General features: G+C 69.5%; 17 protein-coding genes. 10 read left to right on the top strand and 7 right to left on the bottom strand.

Annotation, left to right across the window (positions count from 1 at the left end):
• Positions 1–74 precede the first annotated feature (74 nt).
• From KRR26_RS16745 to KRR26_RS16730, 4 genes are all read left to right on the top strand, one after another.
• Positions 75–779, top strand: coding sequence for a hypothetical protein (locus tag KRR26_RS16745; protein WP_217080308.1), 705 nt, complete (start codon positions 75–77; stop codon positions 777–779).
• A gap of 93 nt (positions 780–872) precedes the next feature.
• Complete coding sequence (locus KRR26_RS16740; RefSeq protein ID WP_217080307.1) at positions 873–1811, top strand: bifunctional helix-turn-helix transcriptional regulator/GNAT family N-acetyltransferase; 939 nt, start codon at positions 873–875, stop codon at positions 1809–1811.
• A gap of 59 nt (positions 1812–1870) precedes the next feature.
• Complete coding sequence (locus tag KRR26_RS16735) at positions 1871–3307, top strand: golvesin C-terminal-like domain-containing protein (protein WP_217080306.1); 1437 nt, start codon at positions 1871–1873, stop codon at positions 3305–3307.
• 121 nt (positions 3308–3428) lie between these two features.
• The gene (locus KRR26_RS16730; RefSeq protein WP_217080305.1) at positions 3429–4760 is read left to right on the top strand and encodes a DUF1254 domain-containing protein; all 1332 of its coding nucleotides are present in this window, start codon (positions 3429–3431) and stop codon (positions 4758–4760) included.
• 15 nt (positions 4761–4775) lie between these two features.
• Here KRR26_RS16730 and KRR26_RS16725 read toward each other — a convergent pair whose 3' ends face one another.
• A complete protein-coding gene (locus tag KRR26_RS16725) occupies positions 4776–6326 on the bottom strand; it encodes an arylsulfatase (protein WP_217080304.1) in 1551 nt (516 codons plus the stop codon).
• A 168-nt stretch (positions 6327–6494) separates the two neighbouring features.
• Here KRR26_RS16725 and KRR26_RS16720 point away from each other — a divergent pair, with 168 nt between their 5' ends.
• Positions 6495–7088, top strand: coding sequence for a putative glycolipid-binding domain-containing protein (locus KRR26_RS16720; protein WP_217080303.1), 594 nt, complete (start codon positions 6495–6497; stop codon positions 7086–7088).
• Between the two features lie 144 nt (positions 7089–7232).
• On the opposite strand, the gene KRR26_RS16715 is transcribed toward KRR26_RS16720, so the two are convergent.
• The 4 genes from KRR26_RS16715 to epsE all read right to left on the bottom strand — a co-directional run bounded on the left by KRR26_RS16715 (position 7233) and on the right by epsE (position 11323).
• A complete protein-coding gene (locus KRR26_RS16715) occupies positions 7233–8282 on the bottom strand; it encodes a cation diffusion facilitator family transporter (RefSeq protein WP_120206549.1) in 1050 nt (349 codons plus the stop codon).
• Between the two features lie 73 nt (positions 8283–8355).
• Positions 8356–9558 (bottom strand): MBL fold metallo-hydrolase, encoded by a 1203-nt coding sequence (locus tag KRR26_RS16710; protein ID WP_147422972.1) that lies wholly within the window; start codon positions 9556–9558, stop codon positions 8356–8358.
• 65 nt (positions 9559–9623) lie between these two features.
• Complete coding sequence (locus KRR26_RS36860; RefSeq protein WP_236068689.1) at positions 9624–9773, bottom strand: hypothetical protein; 150 nt, start codon at positions 9771–9773, stop codon at positions 9624–9626.
• Between the two features lie 326 nt (positions 9774–10099).
• Positions 10100–11323 carry an exopolysaccharide biosynthesis GT4 family glycosyltransferase EpsE gene (gene epsE, locus KRR26_RS37435; protein ID WP_328707157.1) on the bottom strand — a complete coding sequence of 408 codons (1224 nt, stop codon included), beginning with the start codon at positions 11321–11323 and terminating at the stop codon, positions 10100–10102.
• Between the two features lie 161 nt (positions 11324–11484).
• Between epsE and KRR26_RS16695 the strand changes: the two genes are divergently transcribed.
• From KRR26_RS16695 to epsA, 5 genes are read left to right on the top strand one after another with little or no spacing between them, the layout of a single operon-like run.
• The gene (locus KRR26_RS16695; RefSeq protein WP_233576986.1) at positions 11485–12003 is read left to right on the top strand and encodes a hypothetical protein; all 519 of its coding nucleotides are present in this window, start codon (positions 11485–11487) and stop codon (positions 12001–12003) included.
• The gene (gene epsD, locus KRR26_RS16690; RefSeq protein ID WP_120206554.1) at positions 12000–13031 is read left to right on the top strand and encodes an exopolysaccharide biosynthesis glycosyltransferase EpsD; all 1032 of its coding nucleotides are present in this window, start codon (positions 12000–12002) and stop codon (positions 13029–13031) included. The genes KRR26_RS16695 and epsD overlap by 4 nt, the downstream gene beginning before the upstream one ends.
• Positions 13028–13573 carry a serine O-acetyltransferase EpsC gene (epsC, locus tag KRR26_RS16685; protein WP_120206555.1) on the top strand — a complete coding sequence of 182 codons (546 nt, stop codon included), beginning with the start codon at positions 13028–13030 and terminating at the stop codon, positions 13571–13573. The genes epsD and epsC overlap by 4 nt, the downstream gene beginning before the upstream one ends.
• A gap of 40 nt (positions 13574–13613) precedes the next feature.
• A complete protein-coding gene (gene epsB, locus KRR26_RS16680) occupies positions 13614–15785 on the top strand; it encodes a GH44 family glycoside hydrolase EpsB (RefSeq protein ID WP_217080301.1) in 2172 nt (723 codons plus the stop codon).
• A gap of 7 nt (positions 15786–15792) precedes the next feature.
• Positions 15793–16605 carry an exopolysaccharide biosynthesis glycosyltransferase EpsA gene (gene epsA, locus KRR26_RS16675; protein ID WP_217080300.1) on the top strand — a complete coding sequence of 271 codons (813 nt, stop codon included), beginning with the start codon at positions 15793–15795 and terminating at the stop codon, positions 16603–16605.
• Between the two features lie 21 nt (positions 16606–16626).
• Here the strand turns inward: epsA and KRR26_RS16670 are convergent, their stop codons facing one another.
• Complete coding sequence (locus tag KRR26_RS16670; protein WP_120206558.1) at positions 16627–17010, bottom strand: helix-turn-helix domain-containing protein; 384 nt, start codon at positions 17008–17010, stop codon at positions 16627–16629.
• Positions 17011–17126: 116 nt separating this feature from the next.
• Positions 17127–17639 carry a hypothetical protein gene (locus KRR26_RS16665; RefSeq protein WP_217080299.1) on the bottom strand — a complete coding sequence of 171 codons (513 nt, stop codon included), beginning with the start codon at positions 17637–17639 and terminating at the stop codon, positions 17127–17129.
• Between the last annotated feature and the right edge of the window lie 433 nt (positions 17640–18072).

Here is an 18072-nt window from a genome sequence, read left to right as displayed (position 1 = left end):
ATGCGGGCCCCCAGCCCGAGCCAGAGGGCGGAGTCGACGCGGGCCCCACGTCCGTCGCGGTCACGGGCGTCGTCGTGGTGACGGACTCGGACGCGCTGGGCCCCCGGGCAACGGCCTTCTTTGGCCGCGCGGACGACGAGGGCTTCGACTTCATCGGAGGAATTCCCACGGGTCTCTGCCACGCGCAGGGACACAGCTTGGCCCTGGCGCCGCGCGGCGCCTTCAACACGAAGGTCGGCGTCTCCATCGGCAGCCAGGTCCGATTGGAGAGCGCGCTGGGCGTGCGCTACGCCCTCGCCAAGACGCTGGGCAGCGGGGGCGCCATGCCCGTGTCGTATGGCTTCTCGGATACGCACAGCCTGGGCGCAGGCGCCTACACGGTGTCGTGGGACGGCGACTTCTCGGAGCCGGCGTTCTCAGGCCCCTTGCTGGAGCTTCCCGAGGCCCCCGTTCCGGGCAGCGCCACCCTGGCGCTCTCCAGCGGGAAGCCCACCGAGGTGTCGTGGAGCGGTCCCACGGGGGACATGGTGCTGCTCGAGTTCCGCGTCGCCAGTGGAAACAACGTCATCACCTGCGCCGTGCGCGACACCGGCTCCTTCATCATCACCCCCGGGATGAACGCCGCGCTGAACTACCAGGACCAGCTCATCCTCTCCCGCGTGAAGGTACGCCAGCAGCCCTACGCCACCGGTCAGGACTCGCTCAAGAACACCTACCGCTATGACGTCGTGGGCGTGGGCATCCGCAGCGCCGCGCCCCTCCCCATCACCTGGAAGTAGCGCAGCGCCACCGCCCCCCTCGCTCCGATACTTGACGGAGTCAATCATCTACACTGGCCGCGCCGGTCCCTTCTCCTCATCCTGGAGCGAGCCATGTCGGTCGAGTCTCGGCGGTCCCTGGAGCAGCGTGTCGCGGCCATCCGGCGCTTCAATCGCTTCTACACCCAGCGCATCGGCGTGCTGCGTGAAGGGCTGCTCGACAGTCCCTTCACGCTCACCGAGGTGCGCGTGCTGTACGAACTGGCCCATCGCGAGCACCCCACCGCCTCCGAGCTGGGCCAGGCCCTGGACCTGGATGCGGGCTATCTCAGCCGCATCCTCCGCGCCTTCGCGAAGCAGCAGCTCATCACGAAGCAGCCCTCCCCCCGAGATGGGCGACAGGTCCTCCTGTCCCTCACGCGCGCGGGCAAGAAGGTCCTCGCGCCGCTCGACGCGCGCTCCCGCGGAGAGGTCGCGGCCCTGCTGAAGCCGCTGGCGCCACGCGAACAGCGCCAGGTCGTCGAGGCGATGCGGACCCTCGAACGACTCCTCGGCGCGCCCGCGGAGGCCCCGCGCCCCTATCGGCTGCGCGCGCACCGCCCCGGAGACATGGGCTGGGTGGTGCACCGTCACGGCGTGCTCTATGCGCAGGAGTACGGCTGGGATGAGCGCTTCGAGGCGCTCGTCGCCCGCGTCGTGGCCGACTTCATCCAGCACTTCGACGCGAAGCGCGAGCGCTGCTGGATGGCGGAGCTGGACGGCGAGCCCGTGGGCTCCGTCTTCCTGGTCAGGAAATCGGACACCGTGGCCAGGCTGCGCCTGCTGCTCGTGGAGCCACGCGCTCGGGGCCTGGGCATTGGCGCGAAGCTGGTGGAGGAGTGCCTCCGCTTCGCGCGACATGCGCGCTACCGCAAGGTCGTGCTGTGGACCAGCAGCGCGCTGCTCGCCGCGCGGCGCCTCTACGAGCACGCGGGCTTCCGGCTGATCCACGAGGCCCCACAGCCCCTGTTCGGTCCTGGCCAACGCGAACAGACCTGGGAGCTAAAGCTCTGACCTCTCACTTTATGATTTAATGGAATTTCACCTTGTTCCAGTTTTACTGGAGGAATTCCATGCAGGCGTCGTGGCGATCGACTGTCGTGGTGGCGGTGTTGTCAGCGGGGCTCGCGGGCGCGGCGCCCGCCGTGGACTCGGCGGCACCTCACGAGAGCGTGGCTGAGCGTGGCGCGCGGAAGGCGCGCTGGGCGGAGACGCTGTCCGAGGGTGACGCCCCGGGCGACTTCGTGCACTCGCGAAGTGGCCTGCGCTACGAGCCCAGCGCGGTCATGCGCCGTCCCGAAGGGCTGAGCCGCCTCACGGGCCTGACCACCTTCCCGGTCCGGACGCTGGAGCAATCGGTGGACACGGTCCGGCCCATCGTCTCGGCCGCGGTGGCCCCGGGCACGAGCGTCGAGGTGGACGTGCGCGTGCGCGCTCCGAACGGAGCCTGGACGGAGTGGCGCACGGCCACGCCGGGCGAGGCCGTGCACCTGCCCGCCTCGGGCACGGAGGTGCAGGTGCGGCTGGCCCTGGTGGCGGATGAGCACGGCCGCGGCCCCGAGGTGCAGTCGCTGGAGGTGGAGGGCTGGCAGGAGGGCGTCGCGTCCCGCGAGACACTCCAGGCAGCGGCCCCGCTGACCTATCACATCTATGCCACGCGCGAGGGACTGGTCGGCTCGCAGACGGCGAACGGCCACATCATCAAGAGCTACGACCGCTTCGTCGCGCTGCCGTCGCGTCGCGGGCTCGCGTCCAATGGCGGCTCCGAGTACCAGGTGCGCGTCTGCTACGCGAAGACCTCCAAGTGCGCCACGACCTCCGTCTGGGACATTGGCCCGTGGAACACCACGGATGACTACTGGAACCCGTCGAGCATCCGGCAGTCGTGGAAGTCATTGCCTCAGGGCAAGCCCGAGGCGCAGGCCGCGTACCAGGACAACTTCAATGGGGGGCTGGATGAGTTTGGCCGGCGGCCGGCGACCCCGGCGGGCATCGACCTGGCGGACGGCACGTTCTGGACCGACCTGGGGATGGCCGACAACGACTGGGTGGACGTCACGTTCCTCTGGACCACCAGCGCCAGCGGCGCGCTCGTCATCGACAACAACAACGCGAACAATGACACCACGAAGGGCTACATCGAGACTGCGGGCACCAACTGGGTGACCTCCGTCAACGTGGCTGGCTACTACGGCAACAACTACCTCGTCTCGCCCACCGAGGCGGTGTCCGAGCCCATCACGTTCTGGTTCTACCTGCCCGCGGCGGCGACCAAGACGGTGGATGCATGGTGGACCGCGGCGACCGACCGAGCCACCGCCGCGCCGTTCATCGTCTGGAGCGCCAATGGCACGCAGCTCGCCAACTTGAAGGTGAATCAGCAACTCAACGGCGCGAAGTGGAACACGCTCGGCACGTGGAGCTTCGCAGCGGGCTGGAACAAGGTCCAGCTCAGCCGCTGGACCACGGCCGGCGCCTACGTCGTCGCGGACGCCATCCAGGTCCGCTGACACCAGACGGGACGCCGAGCCCCGCGTCCCGCGCCTCCCCTCGAATGTTGCCTGCCGGATGACAGCGCCTCAGGTTGCCTCTGACGCATTCACGGCAAGCCCTGACAGGGGAGGCACCCTCATGCTGGAGCAGTCCACCGCGGAGCTGACACCCCAAGAGGCACACGACCTCGCGCGCGAGGCGTATGTCTTTGGACTCCCCTTCGTGGAGAACTACAAGCTGCTGGCCCAGGGCTTCCTCGCCGGCTCACCCATGGCCCGGCCCGCCGATGCCTTCATCCACTTCTCGCGCCTCTTCACGCCGAAGGATCGTGACGTCGTCTCGCCCAACAACGACACGCTCTACTCAGAGGCCAACCTGGACCTCCGCGGCGAGCCCGTCCTCCTCGAGACGCCAGACCTGGGCCAGCGCTACTTCTGCATCCAGCTGGTCGACCTCACGACGAACAACCTGCCGTACATCGGGACGCGCGCGACCGGGAACGACGCGAGGCGCTTCCTCATCGCCGGGCCGGAGTGGGACGGCGCCGTGCCCCCGAAGCTGCGGGACGCGCGCGTCATCCGCACAGACTCGCGCTTCGTGCTGGCGCTGCTGCGCATCGGCATCACCCGCCCTGACGATGTGGCCACGGTCACCGCGCTCCAGCCCCAGTTCCGCGCCGAGCCGCTGCACGCCGTCATGGGCGGCGACGCGCCCGCGCTGCCAGACATCGACTGGCCGCCGTACTTCGAAGACAAGCAGGACGAGGGCTTCAAGGCCTTCGAGTACGTGAACTTCATGATGCAGTGGCACCGCTTCTCGGAGCGGGAGCTGCCGCTCTTGCGGCGCCTGGCGCGCATCGGCGTGCGTCCGGGCCGGGCCCACTTCGATGAACAGGCCCTGTCTCCGGACGTGCGCGCCGCGATGCTCGAGGGCATCCGCGAGGCGCGCGCGACACTCCGCCAGCCGCCCGCGACGCAACACGGCTGGGAGATGCCTGACCCCAAGGTGGGCAATTTCGGAGAGGACTACGCGCTGCGCGCCAGAGTCGCGTGGAACTACCTCTATGCGAACTCCCCCGCCGAGGCCATCTACCCCATCGCTCACCGAGACAGCGCGGACCGCCTGCTCGACGGAGGCCCGCGGCGCTACGTGCTGCGCTTCCCGAACAACGCCCTGCCCCCCGCGCGCTTCTTCTGGTCGCTCACGGCCTACGACGCGCAGACGCACATGCTGGTGGACAATCCCATCCAGCGCTACTCGCTGGGAGGCCACTCGCGAGACCTGGTGACGTCCTCGGATGGCTCGCTCTCGCTGTTCCTCCAGCACGCGAGCCCCGAGCCCTCTCGGCTCGCGAACTGGCTGCCCGTCCCGGATGGACCGTTCTACGTCCTCTTGCGCATCTACGGTCCATCCGAGGCGGCCCTCCAAGGCCAGTACACTCCACCCGCCATCGAGGCCTTCAACGACTGACGGCGCGCGCGACGGCTAGCGGCCCGAGCCGCCCAGCGATTGCTCCATGCGATCCATCGCTTGATCGATGGTGAAGCTGGCCGCGCGTTGGCGGGGCGGATACTCCTTGAACGTCTCCAGGAAGCTGCCCACCAGACCCTGCGCGGCCATGATGAGGTAGGCCTTGCTCATGTACCAATCCCAGTACGTGTTCGACGTCGTGTCGGCGCGCTCGAAGGGGTCGGTGCGCAGGTTGTAGAGCTTGGGGATGCGCAGCGCCACGAAGGGCTCCGCCCAAATCTGGAGCGTGCCTCGGCAGCGCTGCTCCATGAAGACCATCTTCCAGTTGTCGAAGCGCATGGCGACCAGGTCGCCGTCGTCGCTGAAGTAGATGAACCCGTCGCGCGGCGACTTGGGCGCCTCGCCCGTCAGGTACGGCAGCAGGTTGTACCCATCCAGGTGCAGCTTGAAGGTCTTCTCTCCAGCCTTGTAGCCCTTGAGGAGCTTCTGCTGGATGTCGGGCTCGCCCGCGGCGGCGAGGAACGTGGGCATCCAGTCATGGTGGCTGATGATGTCGTTGGAGACCTTGCCCGCGGGAATCTTGCCCGGCCAGCGGATGACGAGCGGGACGCGGAAGGCGCCCTCCCAGTTGGTGTCCTTCTCGCTGCGGTAGGGCGTCATGGCCCCGTCGGGCCACGTGTTCATGTGCGGCCCGTTGTCGGTGCTGTACACGACGATGGTGTCTTCGGTGATGCCCAGCGAGTCGAGCAACTGGAGCATCTGGCCCACGTGCTTGTCGTGGTCGATCATCGTGTCGTGGTACGGGGACTGCCACCTCCCCGCTTGCCCGATGCTCTCTGGCTTCGTGTGCGTGCGCAGGTGCATGTGCGTGGTGTTGAGCCAGCAGAACCAGGGCTTGCCCGCCGAGTGCTGCTTCTTGATCCACTCCTGCGCGGCGCCGACGAACTCGTCGTCACACGTCTCCATGCGCTTGCGCGTGAGCGGGCCCGTGTCCTCGATGCGCTGCTTGCCCACGCGGCCCCAGCGCGGCTCGTCGGTGGGGTCGTCCTTGTCCGTGGCCCACGAGTGGATGACGCCGCGCGGCCCGAAGCGCTGTCGGAAGTTCGGAAACTCCTTCGGGTTCGGGTAGTCGGGGTCCTCGGGGTCCTCTTCGGCGTTGAGGTGGTAGAGATTGCCGAAGAACTCATCGAAGCCGTGGACGGTGGGCAGGAACTTGTTCATGTCCCCGAAGTGGTTCTTGCCGAACTGGCCCGTCGCGTAGCCCTGCGGCTTGAGGAGCTCGGCGATGGTGGCGTCCTCCGCCTGGAGCCCCACGGGAGCGCCAGGGACGCCCACCTTGGTGAGGCCCGTGCGGAAGCCCGACTGTCCCGTCATGAAGGACGCGCGGCCGGCGGTGCAGCTCTGCTCGCCGTAGCAGTCGGTGAAGCGCATGCCCTCGGCCGCGATGCGGTCGATGTTCGGCGTGCGATAGCCCATCACCCCCGAGCTGTAACACGAGAGATTCCAGAGTCCGATGTCGTCACCAAAGATGACGAGGATGTTGGGCTTCTTCGCCGCCTTGGCCATGCGTCCCCTCCCCCAGTCGAGTCCCTGCGCTGGAAGGTGGGCGCGCGGCGGCGCGAGGCCCACGCGCCCTCGTGCCGGATGACAGTGCGCGGTACTGGAAAGACATCACGTCCGCGGCGCCGCCATGGTGTGATGCCCGGCTTCACGCCCCCGTCCGCGAGCGCCCGCATGCTCCTCTCCGCTGAAGCCGCCGTCTCCGCGAAGCCGTGCCTCCACGCCTGGATGTGGAAGCGCCTGGACACGCCCGGGAGCGAGTACGGCGAGCTGCATGAGCACCCCACCGGCTGGGACCTCCTGGGCTCGGTGGTGCTCTGGGAGCAGGGCACCCCGTGCCTCGTGGAGTACGCCGTCTCGTGCGACCGAGCCTGGCTCACGCGCGAGGTGCGCATCGCGCTGGCGCGGAGCGGTGCGCGGCAGCAGCTCCATCTGCGCGTGGACGCGCGGCAGTGCTGGTGGCGAGGCGACGAGGAGGTCACCCAGTTCCGCGGCTGCACCGACGTGGACTTGGGCTTCACCCCCGCGACGAACACGCTCCCCATCCGGCGGCTGTCGCTCGCGGTGGGTCAGGGAGAAGACGTGGTGGCCGCGTGGGTGCGCATGCCGGACCTGGCCCTCGTCGTGCTGCCGCAGCGCTACACGCGGCTGGCGGAGTCACGCTACCGCTACGAGAGCAACGGCGGGCGCTTCGTGGCCGAGCTGGACGTGGATGCGCGCGGGCTCGTCACGCACTACCCGCCTGCGTGGACGCTCGCGGGGGAATGAGCGACAGCGCAGTGGCCCGGCCTCACGCAGAGGCCCCAGCGCGCCGACCTCGTTCAAGGCGCGCCCCCCATCGAGCGACACGGGCCCGGCCTCACGCACCGGGCCCCCGAGGTGTCCTCTCGATGGGCGCGCAACGTCGGGGATTCAGCTCGCCTGGGCGGAGCGCTGCTCAGCGGCTTCGGCGGCTTCGGCGGACAGGTGCTCCAACTCGAGGTCGATGTGCTTCGCCTCGGGGATGACCCGGCGCACCTCGGCTTCGATGGCGTCGATCTCCTCGCTGAGCGCGCGGATGAGGTGACGGGCCGCGCCCTGGAGCGCTTGCTCGCGTGACGCGCCCGCGGCGGGCAGCCCCGAGGCAGGCAGCGCCTCGCCGAGCTTCGCGGCGACGAAGGACTCACTGAAGCGCAGCTCGGCCTTGAACTGGAACGTCTCTGGCGTGATCTGGCGCGTCTTCACGTCGTGCAGATCCGCGAGGCTCGGCCGCGCGCGCACCACGTCCACGAAGCGCTGCTCCACGTCGTCCGGCACCGCGCGCCCCAGCAAGAGTCCTCGGTTCTCCACCATCAGGTAGATGGCGATGACACCCAGCAGCACGCCCACCGTCAGCGACGCGGCCGCGTCCCAGACCGGGTTGCCCGTGACGTAGGCGAGCACGATGCCCACCGTGGCCAACACCAACCCGAGCACCGCCGCGCCATCCTCCAACAAGATGGCCACGGCGGCGGGGTCCGCCTTCTCGCGCACGTAGCGGAGGAACGGCATGTCCGCCGCCTGCTTGCGCAGGCCCATCACCGCGAGCACCAGCACACCGCCCTCGATGAGGAAGGACACACCGAGCACCGCGAAGGTGATGGGCCCCACCTCGGCCGCGTGCGGGTGCAGGAGGGATTGGAGGCCGTGGTACACGGTGACGCCGCAGCCCACGAAGAAGATGCCCGAGGCGGACAGGATGCCGAAGATGAAGCGCTCCCCGCCGTAGCCGTAGTGGAACTCGTCGTCGCGCTTGCGCGCCGCGCGCTTGAGCCCCAGGAACAGCAGCACCTGGTTGCCCGTGTCGGCCGCCGAGTGGATCGCCTCCGACAGCATCGCGCCCGAGCCGGACAAGAAGAACGCGATGAACTTCACCAGCGTGACGACGACATTGCCAGACAGGGCGGCGACAACGGCCTTCAGGGACGAAGCGGGAGCGGCCATGTTTCCTTTTGGAAGAACGGGGGCCTCAACCTATCACGAGCCTCCCCCGCGCTCCGCCCGCTCGCCGAGCAGCTTAGTTGCCCGTCCCGGACGTCGTCACGGGCGCGCCCCACACGACATCCTCCACGGGAGGAACGGGCAAGCAGGCGGGCCCCGAGCGGGCGGGCGCATCGCTGCCCTCTGGGATGAACATCGTCGGAGCGAGGGGCACGGGCAGCACGCACCGAGACTCGGGCGTCACCTCCCCCACGCGGCGGATGAAGCGAGACAATCCCTTGCGCCCCGTCATGCGGACGATGCTCGGCGGCTTGAGACAGTCATTGCCGAAGAAATCCTCCCAGTGCCCCAAGATGACGTAGCGCGGATGCGTGCCTGCGAGCACCTCTTGCGGATAGAGGCTCGAGGGAATCTGTTCGTACGCGCCCACGCAGGTGATGGACACATCCACGCGATGCCCGTCCTGCGTCAAGTCATCGGGGATGAGTCCCACGCTCGGGCTGCTGGCCGCGTCCTCGTAGTAGAGGCGGAACGCGACGGGGCCGTCCTTCTCCCTCAGGAAGTCCACGACATACGCATAGGTCTCGCCCTCCAACCAATCCGAGCGCGGATTCGATGGCTTCTTCGTCGCGTCCTCCGTGAGGCGAGCGGCACTCAAGAGCTTCAAGTGCATGAAGTGCGGCGAGTGGTCCGAAACGATGGGGTACACACGCACGGTGCCCGCATCATTCGGGATCCATCCGCCCGGCTTGCCGTTGCGCGAGGCGGCCTTCGTCACCTCCTCGAAGCGGGTCGAGAGCCCGAACGACGCGAGCAAGTGCCCGGTGGTCGCGGAGCCCAGGATGCGGGCGTTGGGAAACCACTGGCCGGACTGAAGCATCTCGGCGGTGTCCATCAAGTGGTCATAGTGGGAGTGGCCCACCAGGAGCAGGCTCGCGTTCTGGGTCGAGCCCGCGAGCTGCTCCGCGCGAGTCATGCAGGCTTTGACCTGATCCGGCTCCCACTTCAGTCCACCGAAGAGTCCATGAACCACGAGGCTGGGGATGCCCGGGTTGCTGAACGAAGGCGCGAGCACGACGACATCCGAGCCATGGCGCAGCACATAGCCACCGACCCCCAGATACGTCACCTGAAGCGAATCGCCCTCGGTGGGTCGCGAAGCCAGCGCGTCCTCGGGAGCGCCCGCATAGAGCTTGAAGCCATGAGTGGGCGCGGCGCATCCGCCCAGCCCCCACACGCTGGACAGAGACATCACCAGGGCCATCCACACACGACGCATGAAGTCCTCTTCGCGTGAGCCGACCTGGGAAGGCTACCACGCACACGCGAGCGATGTGGCCCCGGCTACTTCTGGACGACGAGGATGCGGCCGCCACGGACATCCACGGCGTAGGTCGCGACCTCGGTCGCGGTCCTGCCTTCGGCGTTGCAGGCACCCGCGCGGACCCGGAAGCGCACGAGCATGACGTCCGCGTTGAGTGGAGCTGCGTCCACGTCATACGAGTCACGCCGATAAAGACAGACTTCGTCCGGGGTCGCGTTTCGCGGAGGCGAAACATCTCGCGGAAGCATGTCATCCAGGGCCAGGAGATGCCTGCGGACATGTCCGCGGGGACATGCACCTGACCGGACTCGGGAAACCCCAACGGATAAGGCAATGCATTCGCCTCGGCCTTGGGTGCGTGCTCAGGGCGATAGCCGCGAGGGAGCAGCGAACATCCCGAGAGGGCCAGCAACCCGAGCCACGTGAGGCGCATCGCATCCCCCCGCTAGAACTCGCGCAATGAGCAACACCCGCCCCTGTTCAAGGGCCAGACGGACTACGCCGCGACCTCCAGCAGCTTCGCGAGCATGTCCGCGCTGCGCTCGCTGCTGAACTGCGTCTCCACCTTGCGCCGTCCCGCCTCGCCCAGCCGCGCCGCCTCCGTGGGGTTCCTCGCCAGCGCCTCCAGCTTGGCCGCCAACACCTTCGGCTGCTGCGGCGGTACCAACACGCCATCCACCCCGTCGTCCACCAACTCCGGCACTCCGCCCGCGCCCGTCACCACCACCGGCGCGCGCATCGCCATCGCCTCCATGATGGCCACGCCCAGTGGCTCCTGAAGACTCGCCAGCGAGAAGATGTGCGCGTTCTCGATTCCCCCGCGCACCACGTCCTCGCTCACCGCGCCCAGCAACGTCACCGCGTCGCCCAACCCCGACTCCGCCAGCTTCGCCTCCAACACCTTGCGGTACGTCGTCCCGCCCGCCTCGTCCTCCCCCGCGATGGCCAGCCGCGCGTCCAAGCCCCTCGCGCGCAACATCCCCACCGCGTCGATGAGGTCCGCGTGCCCCTTGCACGGATTCAGTCGCCCGCACGTGAAGATGCGCAGCGGCCCCTCGCCCGTCCACGGCACATACGGCGTGCTCCGCTGGAAGCGCGCCAGCTCCACGCCCATGGGCGCCAGCTCGATGCGCGAGGGCAGGCTCCCCGCCAGCTCCGCGTTCACCTCGCGCAACAACTTGCGCGTAATCACGAACGCGAACTTCGCGTGCCGCCACTTCTCGTGCTGGTTGGGCCCATAGTCATCCAACGGCCCATGCAACGTGATGCTGTACGTCAGCCCCGACAGCAGGTGCGCGAACATCGCCACGTGCGCCGCGTTCGCGCAGCTGTGCACGTGCACGTGCGTCCATCCTCGCCGCCGCGCCAATGACGCCAGCCGCCCCCCCATCACCGCGAACGCCAACAGCTGCGCCCGCCCCTTCGCGTCCAACCCGCGCGCCCGCGCGATGGAAGCCAGACACCGCGCCCACCCCGTGGGCAGCGCGCGCGCCACCTCCGCGGCCGCCTCCGCCAATCCCCACGGCCCCGGCGGCGCCAGGTACTCCGTGCGAGACATCGCCTCACGCGCCCAACTGTGGCTGATGATGCGCGCGGGGGGGGGCCGGGTGGACACCAGCTCCGGAGACACACCCTTCGCCGGCAGCGCTTGCAGCTCGCGCCAGAAGAAAATGTGCGTCTGCCCGGGGAACTCGGGAATCAGGTAGCCAATCTTCTGCACGGACTTTCCATAACACGGCGGACGCGCGCTTTTGCCGCCTCGGACACTTTCCGCAGGTCCCGCGAATCCGAGAGCCAACACGGACACCGACCAACCCCACCGTCCACCCGTCCAGGTCATTGGGCGGCGTGGTCGCCTTGCGCTATACCCTGGCGCGTCCCATGGCCGCAGATTCGAGCGCACCTCCCAAGCCCGCGGACTCGTCCGCGCCGAGCCCCGGCCCCTCTCCGGAGCTTCAGCGACTTTGGTTCGCGCTCGAGCGCCGGCCGTGGTCATTCCTGACCGTCATCCCCGCGCACCCCGGCGCCCCCGCGCTGGACGCCGCGCACGCGCTCCTGGAGGCCGGCTCGCCCTACCCTGAACCGCCGCTGCGTCTGGTGGATGCCACCGGCATCGAGCCCGCGGGTGCGCCGCGACTCGTCACCGAGATCCGCCACCGCATCGCCCAGGGCGAGCGCATCATCGTCGTCATCGACTCACTCATGACCCATCCCGCCAGCCTCCCGCTGGCCCTGGCCGCGGACGCCGCCCTGCTGTGTGTCACCTTGGGCGAGTCGGACTTCGGCTCCGCGCAGAAGACGCTCGACCTGGTGGGCCGCGAGCGCTTCGTCGGCAGCGTCACCTTCCCCCGAGCGAAGAAGAAGCGCCGGGCCGAGCCCGCCCCCAAGCCGAAACCATGAGCAACGCGCCCGCGTCTCCCGCCACCTTCCGGCTCAGCGTCGTCGTCGCCACGTACAACCGGCTGTCGTTGATGGAACGACTCCTGGGCCAGCTCGCCCAGCAGACGCTCCCGCCCGGTGACTTCGAGGTCGTCGTCGTCGATGACGGCTCGGCCACGCCCGTGCGCGAGCCGCTGGAGGCCCTCTCGCTCCCCTACGCGCTGCGCGTGGAGGTGCAGGCCAACGCGGGCGCCGCCGCCGCGCGCCACCGGGGCGTGCTCGCCGCGCGGGGCGACGTGGTCCTCGTCACCGACGACGACATGCAGGTGGCCCCGGACTTCCTCGAGCGCCACCTGGAGCAGCACCCGCCCGGCTCGCGCTACGTGGTGCTCGGGAGGATCCGCCCCGACCCGGGCGTGGGCGACATGCCTCTCTTCGAGCGCTGGTACGCCTATCTCAACCACCGCATGGCCGAGGAGCTGTCCGTGCCCGGCGCGCGCGCGCGCGGCAACCACCTGTACACGGGCAACGTGTCCTTCCGCCGCGCGGACTACGTGGGCGTGGGCGGCTTCGACAAGAGCCTGGGCCAGTCCGAGGACGTGGAGCTGGGCGTGCGCCTGGAGAAGGCGGGCTGCACCTTCCGCTTCGCCAGCGACGCGTATGTGTTGCACGGAAGTGACCACGTCAGCTTCGAGAAGTGGATGCGCCGCGCGAACCGCTACGGCATGTTCGACACGCACGTGTCCCAGAAGCACCCGGACGTCGCCCAGGTGAACCCGTGGCGCCTGCTGTTCGAGACCAACCCGCTGGCGCGCCCGCTGCTCGCCTCGGCCGTGGTGGCGCCCGAGGCCACGCGAAAGCTCACCCACGCGGTGATGAGCGCGGCCAAGGCGGCGGACAAGCTGGGCCTGAGCAAGGCGGCCTTCGCGGGCACCTCCGTGGCCTACGGCATGGAGTACCTGCGCGGCGCGCGCGCCCAGGCCGGGGGGTGGTCGGGAATCGCTCGCGGCCTCTACCGTTACATCCGGGCCGGGGAGGATGAACCATGAAGCGCCTGTTTGGAACGCTCGTCACGGACGCGGTGGAGCTGGCCCGAGCCGCCACCGGCGCGCCGGACGCGAAGTCCCTGGCCAAGGTCGTCCTCACCAGTGACTCGTACCGCATCACCGCGCTCAACCGCGCCCGCGAGGCCGCCCTCTCCTGGCACATCCCGCTCGTCAACCACGTGCTGCGCGTGGCGCAGACGGCGGTGATGGGCATCGAGATTGGCAAGGAGGTGACGCTGGGCCGCGGCGTCTACTTCGTGCACAGCCTGGGCATCGTCATCGGCGGAGACTCGCGCATCGGCGACCGCGTGCGCTTCTACGGCAACAACACGGTGGGCACCGCCAAGGACAACGGCTACCCCATCATCGAGGACGATGTCTGGATTGGCGCCGGGGCGCGCATCCTCGGGCCGGTGCGCGTGGGCGCGCGCTCGCGCATCGGTGCCAACGCGGTGGTGTTGCAGGACGTCCCGCCGGACAGCGTGGCCGTGGGCATCCCGGCGCGCATCTTCCCGCGCAAGGACTCGGACGACATCGGGCTGTGAGGCGTCCTGGGACCCCGGGCGCCTGGGGGCGGAGCGCGCCATGGAGAACGACGTGAAGCGTGCGAGGTGGAAGGCGGGCGCGGTCCTCATCGGAGCCCTCACGGGAGCCCTGTTGGCGGGCGGCGCCGTGGCCGCGCGAGGACTCGAAGCCGAGCCCGCGGCGAAGGCTCCCGCGCCCGCGAAGCCCGTCCTCACGGCGCCTGTCACCGTGTACGACGGCGGCCTGTCCGCGGACTGGAAGGACATTGGCTGGGCGCCCCGGGAGCTGCCTCGCGCCGCGCCCGCGCGCCTGCGCCTGTTCAATCGCGGCGGCTGGATTCTCTACCGGCCCAAGCTGGAAGGCGCCTTCGACGCGCTGTCCTTCCGCATGCACTCGCCCGAGTCGTTCGGCGACTTCCTGGAGGTCCACCTCGACGCGCCCGGGGCCATCGTCTTCCCCCACGTCCCCGTCACCGCGCGCTACGTCGTGCGCAAGGACGGCGAGTGGTCCGACGTCGTCATCCCCATGGAGGCGCTCAACCCGCGCAACGCGCCGTTCGACCGCATGGTGCTGCGCGCGGGCAAGGACGTGGGACGCGACCAGGTCCTCTTCGACAAGGTGACGCTCATCCCGCTGTCGCCGGAAGCCGCCGCCGCGCGCGCCGCGGGCGGAGGCATGGCGGGCACCGGCCCCTCGCGCGAGGCCACGCTGAGCATCGACTGCGCCGCGCCCGGCCACCGCATCAGCCCGCTCATCTACGGCATCGCGCTGGACGGCAACCGAGAGACGCTGGACACGCACCAGTGGAAGCTGGGCGCCACCATCCGGCGCTGGGGCGGCAACCCCACCTCCCGCTACAACTGGAAGCTGGGCCGCGCGTGGAACACGGCCAACGACTGGTTCTTCCGCAACGTGGAGCTGGGCTTCAGCGCGGACGACTTCCTCGCCTCCAACCGGCAGCACGGCGTGCAGTCCGCGCTCACGCTGCCCATGCTCGGCTGGGTGGCCAAGGACACGAAGTCCGTGGGCTTCCCCGTGGGGGACTACGCGCCCCAGCAGAACCTGGACGCCACCGAGCCCGCGGGCGGCAACGGCAACAGCCGAGACGGCACGCCGCTCAAGCCGGGCCCGCCCTCGCGCACCAGCGTGGCCGCGCCGCCCGAGTTCATCGCCGAGTGGGTGCGCACCCTGCGCGACGCGGACACGAAGCGCGGCGACCGCGGCGTGAACATGTACATCCTGGACAACGAGCCCAACCTCTGGAACTCGACCCACCGGGACGTGCACCCCGAGCCCACCACCTACGACGAGCTGCTCCAGCGCACCGTCGCGTATGGCTCGGGGGTGCGCAAGGCGGACCCGGAGGCGGTCATCGCCGGCCCCGCCGAGTGGGGTTGGACGAACTACTTCTGGTCCGCCGCGGACTTCGCGCCCGGCAAGCTGACGCACTCGGATCGCCGCGCGCACGGCGACGTGCCGTTCCTCCCTTGGTACCTCCAGCAGCTTCGCGAGCACGAGAAGAAGACGGGCGTGCGCGTGCTGGACGTGTTGGACGTGCACTTCTACCCGCAGAGCAACGTGGGCCTGGGCATCGCGGGGGACACGGACGCGGCCACCAACGCGCGCCGCATCCGCTCCACCCGCGCGCTGTGGGACCCCACGTACAAGGACGAGTCCTGGATTGGCGAGCCCATCCAGCTCATCCCGCGGCTCAAGCAGTGGATCGCCGAGAACTACCCTGGCCGAGGCATCTCCATTGGCGAGTACAACTTCGGCGCGATGAAGCACATGAGCGGCGGGCTGGCGCAGGCCGAGGCCCTGGGCCGCTTCGCGGAGCAGGGCATCACCTCCGCCTTCTTCTGGCAGTACCCGCTGGAGAACAGCCCCACGTTCTGGGCGTTCCGCGCGTACCGCGACTTCGACGGCCACGGCGGTCGCTTCCAGGACACCTACGTGCCCGCCGCCGCCAGCGAGGGCACCAGCGTGTTCGCCTCGCGCGACGCCTCCGGCAAGAAGCTGGTGGCGGTGGTGCTCAACTTCGACCCCGAGCAGGCCGCGCAGGCCCAGTTGGAGCTGAAGGGCTGCGGCGCGCTCGACACCGTGCGCGTGCTCGGCTTCTCCGGCGCGCCCACGGGCTTCTCCGAGCAGCCCGCGGGCCCCCACGCGGAACACTCGCTGGCCCAGCGCCTGCCCCCCTACTCCATCACCGTGCTCGACCTCACGGTGAAGTAAGGACCTTGTGACGACCGCCCACACCCACCCGCCCACTCCCGACGCCGCGCCGGCTCGCCGCCCGCGCCTGCGCATCGGTCAGCTCGCCATCGACCAGCTCTCCTTCCCGGAGGCCATCCAAGACATCAGCGCGCTGGTGGACTCGCGCCAGGGGGGCTACGTCTTCACCGCCAACGTGGACCACGTGGTGCTCGCGGAGAGCAACGCCGTGTTCCGCGACGCCTACGCGCGCGCGTCCATCTCCGTGGTGGATGGCATGCCCATCGTCTGGGCCTCGCGCATGCTGGACGTGGCGCTGCCCGAGCGCATCGCCGGCTCGGACCTCATCCTCCCGCTCATGGAGGAGGGCGCGCGGCGCAAGTGGCGCGTGTACCTGCTGGGCGCGGGCCCGGGCGTGGCGGAGAAGGTCGCCCGACTCATGGAGGCGCGGTACGGCGTGGAGGTGGTGGGCTGGGACTCGCCCATGGTCCGCACCGACGCGAGCGACGCGCAGAACGACCCCATCGTCGCGCGGATCCGCGAGAAGGATCCGCACCTGCTCTTGGTCGCGCTGGGCAGCCCGAAGCAGGAGGTGTGGATCTCCCAGGTGGCGCACCTGCTGGGGCCCACGGTGGCCATTGGCGTGGGCGCGGGCTTCGACTTCATCGCGGGGACGGCCAAGCGCGCGCCGCAGTGGATTGCGCGGGCGGGCTTCGAGTGGCTCTACCGCCTGACCCACGAGCCCAAGCGCCTGTGGCGCCGCTACATCCTCAATGACTCGCGCTTCGGCATCATCCTCTTGCGCGAGCTGTGGCAGCGCACGGGTGGCGGCTCGCAGTGACCGCGCGCCACCGGGACCGCGCTACGGCTTCTTCTTCTGGTGCATCGCGGAGGCCACCAGGTTCATCAGCTTGAGCTGCACGGGGGACAGCTTCCGGAGGTTGCGCAAGAGCCGGCGCATCTCTGGGGGCTCCTCCTCGGGGCGGGGCTTGGGCTTGGTCTCTCGCACCGCGATGGGGCCGGAGAACTCGCTGCCCAGACCCAACAGGTCATGCGGCGGGACGTTGAGCACGGTGCACAGTCGCCGCAGGTTCTGGACGCTCGGCAGCATGTGCCCTCGCTCGAGCCGGCCGTACACCTCGGAGGCCATGCCGATGCGCTCCGCCACATCCGCCTGCGTCAGGCCCAGCCGCACCCGAGCGCCTCGCGCCGCAGCGCCCAGAATGCCCGCGAGTTCATTGTCCATGCGTGTGTCGATCCACGAAGAAGAGGGGGCCTCCCCATTCGGTCCCGGACCCAGTGATAACCCTGAGGGTCGGGTCCTGTCACCATACCTTCAGCGTTTTTCCGGTGACGCGGACCCTACGGGATGGGTTCATCCGCCATGACGGTGCGACGGCGTTCCGCCGCAGTGAACAGGAGCGCCAACGGCAGGCCCCAGAAGACCGCGTGCATGACGACCTGCGTGAACTGCGGCACGTCCAGGAACCACGGGAAGTAGCCGCGCGCGACGAACTGGAAGTCCACCATCCACACGAACATGCCGAACAGCATGCCCACCGCCGCCTGGAACTCCCATCGGCCGCGCCCATCCGGAGGCAGCCGCGAGTCCACGAGCGAGTACAAGACTCCCCACGCCGCGGACAGCAGCAGGTGCATGCCGAGCCCCACCACGGCGGCCAGTCCCATGGACACGTGAGGCGTGAACGCGCGCGGGCCGAGCAACACGGCGGCGGCCATGCGCACGGGGCGGCTCGGCCCCTCGCCCGCCGCGGTGGCCAGCGCCATCTCCGCGAGCGCGAACACGGCGCCCGCGGCCACGCCGAAGAGCAAGCCATTCACGGCCGACCAGGGGGTGTCCTCCCGAGACGACATGCACGCCTCCTCGCGGTCCCCTCCCGAGGTCCGCTCTCGTCCTACGGTGCACATGCGCCGCCCAGCCGGTCAGCCCGCCTGGATGAAAGGCCGCACCGTCGTCGCCCGGCCACGCGAGCGAGCCCCTTCTCGGTGTCCTCCCCCGTGAGGGCGGTGGACTCGGATCCGCTCTCCACCGCGGACACCGCCTCGGCGCGCGCGGCGTCGCCCGACGCGGTGACCGCACCGGCAGAGGGCCCGGGTCGTAGCGCGAGGCCTTCGTCAGCGCGGCCCGGAATGCGCCCTCGCGATGATGGACGCGAATCATGACGCTGGGAGCTGCGCTGCGCGGTCTCCTCCATCAATACGCGTCCTCGCGAGGATGGACGGCGAATCATGACGCAGGGAGTCCGCGGCGCAGCGCCTGCGTTCTGCGTGGCGACAGCGAGGGCGC

The sequence above is a fragment of the Citreicoccus inhibens genome (assembly GCF_019039035.1).
Classification (GTDB): Bacteria; Myxococcota; Myxococcia; order Myxococcales; family Myxococcaceae; genus Citreicoccus; species Citreicoccus inhibens.
This window is presented reverse-complemented; position numbering and strand designations above follow the sequence as displayed.

Bases quoted from the DNA above. Each gene is read 5' to 3' on its own strand.
- KRR26_RS16740 (WP_217080307.1), top strand. From the start codon at position 873: ATGTCGGTCGAGTCTCGGCGGTCCCTGGAGCAGCGTGTCGCGGCCATC.
- KRR26_RS16735 (WP_217080306.1), top strand. From the start codon at position 1,871: ATGCAGGCGTCGTGGCGATCGACTGTCGTGGTGGCGGTGTTGTCAGCG.
- KRR26_RS16730 (WP_217080305.1), top strand. From the start codon at position 3,429: ATGCTGGAGCAGTCCACCGCGGAGCTGACACCCCAAGAGGCACACGAC.
- KRR26_RS16725 (WP_217080304.1), bottom strand. From the start codon at position 6,326: ATGGCCAAGGCGGCGAAGAAGCCCAACATCCTCGTCATCTTTGGTGAC.
- KRR26_RS16720 (WP_217080303.1), top strand. From the start codon at position 6,495: ATGCTCCTCTCCGCTGAAGCCGCCGTCTCCGCGAAGCCGTGCCTCCAC.
- KRR26_RS16715 (WP_120206549.1), bottom strand. From the start codon at position 8,282: ATGGCCGCTCCCGCTTCGTCCCTGAAGGCCGTTGTCGCCGCCCTGTCT.
- KRR26_RS16710 (WP_147422972.1), bottom strand. From the start codon at position 9,558: ATGCGTCGTGTGTGGATGGCCCTGGTGATGTCTCTGTCCAGCGTGTGG.
- KRR26_RS16695 (WP_233576986.1), top strand. From the start codon at position 11,485: ATGGCCGCAGATTCGAGCGCACCTCCCAAGCCCGCGGACTCGTCCGCG.
- epsD (WP_120206554.1), top strand. From the start codon at position 12,000: ATGAGCAACGCGCCCGCGTCTCCCGCCACCTTCCGGCTCAGCGTCGTC.
- epsC (WP_120206555.1), top strand. From the start codon at position 13,028: ATGAAGCGCCTGTTTGGAACGCTCGTCACGGACGCGGTGGAGCTGGCC.
- epsB (WP_217080301.1), top strand. From the start codon at position 13,614: ATGGAGAACGACGTGAAGCGTGCGAGGTGGAAGGCGGGCGCGGTCCTC.
- KRR26_RS16670 (WP_120206558.1), bottom strand. From the start codon at position 17,010: ATGGACAATGAACTCGCGGGCATTCTGGGCGCTGCGGCGCGAGGCGCT.
- KRR26_RS16665 (WP_217080299.1), bottom strand. From the start codon at position 17,639: ATGTCGTCTCGGGAGGACACCCCCTGGTCGGCCGTGAATGGCTTGCTC.